We start from the raw sequence: 5,574 nt of genomic DNA, 5'->3' as shown, positions 1-5,574 counted from the left end.
AAATTTGCTAAAAGCATGCTTATTTCTCTTGCCAAAGAGAATATATAAGACTTTAAAAGCTAAGATAAGGTCGAAGATTTTTCTTACTTTTTTAATAACTAAAGTAAGATAATGTCATTTTTCACACCTTAGTATATCATTAACTTAGATCTAATGCCATTTTTTAGCACAATAAGTTAATGTTTTCTTGTTAAAAACAAGTTTACAAAAGTAAAGGTAACTAAAATTAAACCTTTGATTTCGTGCAACCTGTTCCTAAAATCCTTGCTTATAATCTTCTTAGACAAAAATTTCCGCACTTAGTGCGGAAATTTTTGTTACTTTTTTTGTAATTTTTTTAATTTATTTCACAAAGAGCGTTGGCATTAACTCTACACACGACGAAACTATTAGCTGCACTCCAATCGACAACATAAATAGACCCATAACTCGCGTAATCACGTTAATCCCTGTTTGCCCTAGAAGACGGGTGATAATCGGAGAAATATAAAATAAGCCGTATACAATTACCGTATAAATCACCATTGTAATGGCTAGAGCTAAGAATACCCAAATAGAGGTTACTTTTTCCATCCAGAGAATAGAAGTTGAAATAGCACCCGGACCGGCAATTAAAGGCATAGCTAATGGTACTACCGCAATACTAGATGGTTGAAATGTTGATTCAGAGTTTGTCGTTTTTTGTAATTCTTTCTTTTCGTCTTCGTTTTGCTTTTGGCTACTCATATTACCACGTAACATTGGAAACGCAGCACTTGCAATTAGTAATCCCCCCGCAATACGGAAAGCACTACTAGAGATACCAAAAAACTTTAGGATATATGATCCTAAAAGCATGGAAACGACAATAATTACAAAAATGGAAATCGAAGTAATTAAAGCTACTCTGTTTCTATCGCGAGGATATAAGCTACTCGTCAGGGTTATAAACACCGTCATAGCACTAATTGGATTAGTGATAGCAAATATCGCTAAAAAGAACGATAAACATGTACCAAAGAGATCTTGATCTAACATGTCGAATTTTCAAAGTTAATTAATAGGAATAACCCTGATAACCTAGAGGATATAAACTAAACTTTAATCCCGTTACCCAGAGATGCAGTAGTTTAATTTTAACACAATTTTAAATTAATGCGCCGAATTTTCTAGTATTAACCGCCCTAAAGCTCTGATAAAAGACCAAAATTAAAGCCCCCAAAGATTATCTTTGAGAGCTTTAATTTTTAAGGTTATCAAATAAGCAAAAGCTTATAGCAAACTTATTACTTACTGAAATCATTTAAGACTATTTACTTAAACGATATAAAGCATTACCTAAGAAACTACCAGTATTAGCTAATTTGCTTTGGGTATAAGGATCTACATTTTTCGCCGTTGGAGTTAAACATAAACTACAGAGGCTTAGAACTTGACCTTCATTTTTCATTTCAAATTTTAATACTTTATATGCAGTTTCTGATAAACCTAACTCTAAACGAGTTCTATAGTCTTGGTAAGCACCAATTTCACTATTAATCGTGCTTAATAATGAGCTATAAGGACCTTCGTCTGGGTTAGCTTCATAGTGCATAATCGCTTTAGCGTCAAATTTTTCGTCTTTTTCTTTGTTTAATTTATCTAGTAGTTCGTATGCAGTTTCAACACCACCTAATTGATCTACTAGTTTTAAATCGTAAGCTTCTTGACCCGTAAATACACGACCTTGGTCTACTTGTGCTAATTTTTGCTCGTCAAATTTACGAGCTTTAGCAACAAGAGCTAAAGAGTCTTCATATTGACCTTCAGTTACTACTTTACGATATTCAACAAATTGTGGAGATACTAATACACCGCCACCTTTAACTACTAAGTTAAATGGGAATGGTAAAGCACCACCTGGTACGATTAATTGTGTACCACGGAAGTACGACGGGTTCATGTTATAGAACGCACGTAAAGTATCAGTTGTATCTATTAAAGTTGAAGAAGCATTTAATGCTCCAACTGGTACATATTTCGAACTTACAATTGCATCCGCACCTGTTGCAGCAACGTAAGCTGAACCTACTAGACCATCACCTGTTAATACTACAACCGGCACACCTGATTCACTTACTTTACGTAAAGCGCTATATAGCACTTGTGCATCACCTAAAGTACCACCTAAAGAATCTAGACGTAAGACAATACCTTTTAATTTACCTTCTTTACTGTCTTTTTCAGGTTCTTTAGCATTAACTGTTAAACTTAATAATTCACCAGCAATTTCATTAGGATCTACATCAGCATCTTTACCAAATAAACCACCATAGTAGTAGTTTAAGTAGTAGTCTTTAGTAGAGTAATCAGTTTTGTCTTCAGCAGCACGTACACGTTTATCTGCTAAATACTCATCTAAGTAAACTACTTTAGGAGATTTAGTATCTTTATCTACTCCAGCTTGTTTACGTACAAAGTCACCATATTGGAAACGAGTAAACACTTCATCAAATAAGCCGTAGTCTTTGTAAAGAACTGCGTCTGATTTTAAAGTGTAAGCGTCTTCAATTTGTTTAGCTGTATCTGATTCTTTTTTCGCGTCTAATTTTAATGGACGATCAGGGTGTACAGCTGTACGTTTAGCATTTAAAGTGTCAAGTGCGTATTGGAATGGTTTCCATACAATTGAATCAATCGACACTAAGTTTTCTGGAGTAAAGCCATCTTGGCTTGTTAAAGCAGCTAAACCGTATTTACCTACTTGGAATGAATAGTCTTTAATGCCGTATGTTTTATAGAAGTCTTTGTAGAAGAACGAAGCGGCTACAAAGTCTGCACTATAAGAACCTACTGCATCAACGATGATTTTATCTGCGTTTTGTAAAGCAATTAAATCACCTAATGAGTAGTACACTGAATAACCGTATACAGGTTTTTTACCTTCAGAATCTTTTTTGAATTTTTGGATTGCACGATCTAATTCTTCATGCATACCAAAGGTTTCAAAATTACTCTTATCAACGTCGATAATTAAACCTTTAATACGATCATCTTTTGCCGCGTCTTCGATTACTTCAACAAGATCAGTAATTGAAACTTGGCTAGGTACATCTAAACCTAAGTTAATTGCTAGGTTGTAGTAAGCTGGAGTGCTAATTGATTTTTCTGTAACATCTTCAATGTTTAAGTACAGATATTTTTCACCCTCAAACTTCTCATCAACCGAAGCAGTTAAGAGACTTGTGTGTGAGTTTACATATAAAGCTACTGCAACTACAAGTAAACCAAATAAAGCAAATAATGAGAATACTACCCATGAAGCTGCTTTATATACGTAATACACAACAAGCCATAAACCACGTAATAATTTTTTCACCATAAAATTATTCCTCTACTTTTGGCCTTGTGCATTATCTAAGTCACTAGTATCAAGACGCGCTTGATATGTACCTAAAAGTTCATCTTTATTACTATTTAAGTAACCATCAAGAGTTACTAATGCTGAGGTTAAATAACCATCAGTAAAGTAATCGATCGAACTTAATACACGACTAACTAATGAAGAACCCGTAATTGAGTAACGACGACCTGCATTGTAATAAATAACAGGTAGTTTATCTAACTCTTCAACTGCAACTTTAGTGAACTCACCACGTGAGAACTCATCAGTTTCACGTTTTTCTTGAGCAAATAGCACAAACTCACGAGCTTTATTGATTGCATCAGAAACACCACCGAAACCATCAACTAAGCCTAGAGCTTTAGCATCTGAACCGCTCCAAGTGTGACCTTGAGATACACGGTTCACTTCTTCTAAAGAAGCAAAGTGATCTTTACGACCTTCGTATACTTGAGAAATAAATTCGTGGTATGAATTAGTAATACCAGCTTTCCATAATTCAGCTACAGCATCACCATGTGGGTTAGCATAACCTTGAACGATTGGTAGTCTTGCTACTAAAGAGTAGTAACGACCCGGACCAATAGCATCAGCTTTAATGTCAAATTGACCTAAGAAGCGGTTTAAGTTATAACCAGTGATTACTACCCCGATAGAACCTGTAATAGTTAATGGAGTTGTATAAATATAATCAGAACCTGAAGATAACATGTAACCAGCTGAAGCAGCTAAGTAACCTTGTGAAACCACCACAGGAATACCTTTAGCACGAATATCGTCTAAAGCTTGACGTAAAGTAATACCTACGTTTGACGAACCGCCTGGAGAGTCAATACGTAATACAACAGCTTGAACATTATTTGCGTTGTAGTAAATTGAACGTAAATAACGTAAAGTGTTATTAATTGAGATTACATCAGGAGCACCAGCGCTTGATCTTGTAACATCACCCACCATTGTTACATATGCAATGTGTGGTTTACGAGAACTTGCGTTACTATCAAATAATGGTTTGTTAGTTGCTGAAGTATAAGCAGCTAAGCTAAAGTAGTTAGGAACTTTAGCATTAGTTTTACGACCTGCTACTTCTTTAGCTACTAATGAGTCGAACTCACTTTCAGTAACTACTTTATCGAACCAACCTTTAGCAGTAAATCCTGCTGCAAAGTCACCTTTATATTCTTTGAATAAAGTTAATAATTGTTCATCACTTAGATCAAATTCAGCGTATGGACGATTATAGTTTTCGCCAATACCTTTCATTGTATCTAAATAACGAGTGTAATAAGTATCATAAGTTGATTTTACATCTTGGTCTACTTGATATTTAACATCATCTAAGATCATGTCTTTATATAAAGATACACGTTGACCAATAAAATCAATTTTGAATTTGTCGTAGAAACCTTTGTTAAACACTGCACCGTAAGATGGTCTTACTGGACGTACAAATGAACCTGGTACTACATAACGTTTTGTAGCCGCAGATAAGATTAATAAATCGTTATTAGCAGCCGCACCATTAACTAGAACATAAACTGGTTTACCAGCATTACGTACATTTAATAGAGCTTGAGTAATTTCATACGCTTGTGCCGAGTTGTATTGGCGAGCATTTAATTTAACTACTACACCTTTAACTTTGTCGTCACTTGCAGCATTGCTTAAAGCATATACTTGCTCACTAAAAGAATAACGATTACCACGACTATTTTTTAATAAGTTTTCCCAACGAGCCGCAGGAGTACCATAAATCGAAGTTTCATTCATAGGCTCATCACCTAAAGAAAGTGAAACTACTGCATTTTCTGGCACTGAGTACTTATAAGGGGACTGAATTTCATTATATTTTTCGTATGCAGCGGTTATAGCTAAATATAAACCAACTCCGAGGAAAAAGTATACGTTAAATACAATAGAAACTAAAAATTTAACAGCGCCCCATAGCTTACATATTGCGCCTTTTAAACTCATATTCTACTCTTTTATCCTTAGATCAAAATCACATAAATATTTAAATAAGGGAGCAGGTCAATAACTCTTGTTAAAAATTGTGAGATTTAACTATCTTCTTATTTAAATATTTACCCCAAAAAAGAACTATTGTTAGGTCTTAAATAAAACAACAATCCCCTTACAATAGAATTCAGCCTATAAGCAATTACTTTGATTATCTTTACCTGTAGACAAATGTAACAACATTGTAATGAATC

Annotated in this window: 3 protein-coding genes; all 3 read right to left on the bottom strand. The window is 34.5% G+C overall.

The window, feature by feature from the left end:
* Positions 1-342 precede the first annotated feature (342 nt).
* The 3 genes from CKF58_RS06695 to CKF58_RS06685 all read right to left on the bottom strand — a co-directional run bounded on the left by CKF58_RS06695 (position 343) and on the right by CKF58_RS06685 (position 5,335).
* Positions 343-1,017, bottom strand: a complete 675-nt coding sequence (locus tag CKF58_RS06695) for a YchE family NAAT transporter (protein WP_119532228.1) — start codon at positions 1,015-1,017, stop codon at positions 343-345.
* Between the two features lie 271 nt (positions 1,018-1,288).
* Positions 1,289-3,340: a S49 family peptidase gene (locus tag CKF58_RS06690; RefSeq protein ID WP_119532226.1), complete on the bottom strand. Its 2,052-nt coding sequence runs from the start codon at positions 3,338-3,340 to the stop codon at positions 1,289-1,291.
* Positions 3,341-3,352: 12 nt separating this feature from the next.
* Complete coding sequence (locus tag CKF58_RS06685) at positions 3,353-5,335, bottom strand: S49 family peptidase (RefSeq protein ID WP_119532224.1); 1,983 nt, start codon at positions 5,333-5,335, stop codon at positions 3,353-3,355.
* Between the last annotated feature and the right edge of the window lie 239 nt (positions 5,336-5,574).

The sequence above is a fragment of the Psittacicella hinzii genome (assembly GCF_003585935.1).
Classification (GTDB): Bacteria; Pseudomonadota; Gammaproteobacteria; order Enterobacterales; family Psittacicellaceae; genus Psittacicella; species Psittacicella hinzii.
This window is presented reverse-complemented; position numbering and strand designations above follow the sequence as displayed.

Coding starts and splice junctions, on each gene's coding strand:
- CKF58_RS06685 (WP_119532224.1), bottom strand. CDS start 5,335: ATGAGTTTAAAAGGCGCAATATGTAAGCTATGGGGCGCTGTTAAATTT.
- CKF58_RS06695 (WP_119532228.1), bottom strand. CDS start 1,017: ATGTTAGATCAAGATCTCTTTGGTACATGTTTATCGTTCTTTTTAGCG.
- CKF58_RS06690 (WP_119532226.1), bottom strand. CDS start 3,340: ATGGTGAAAAAATTATTACGTGGTTTATGGCTTGTTGTGTATTACGTA.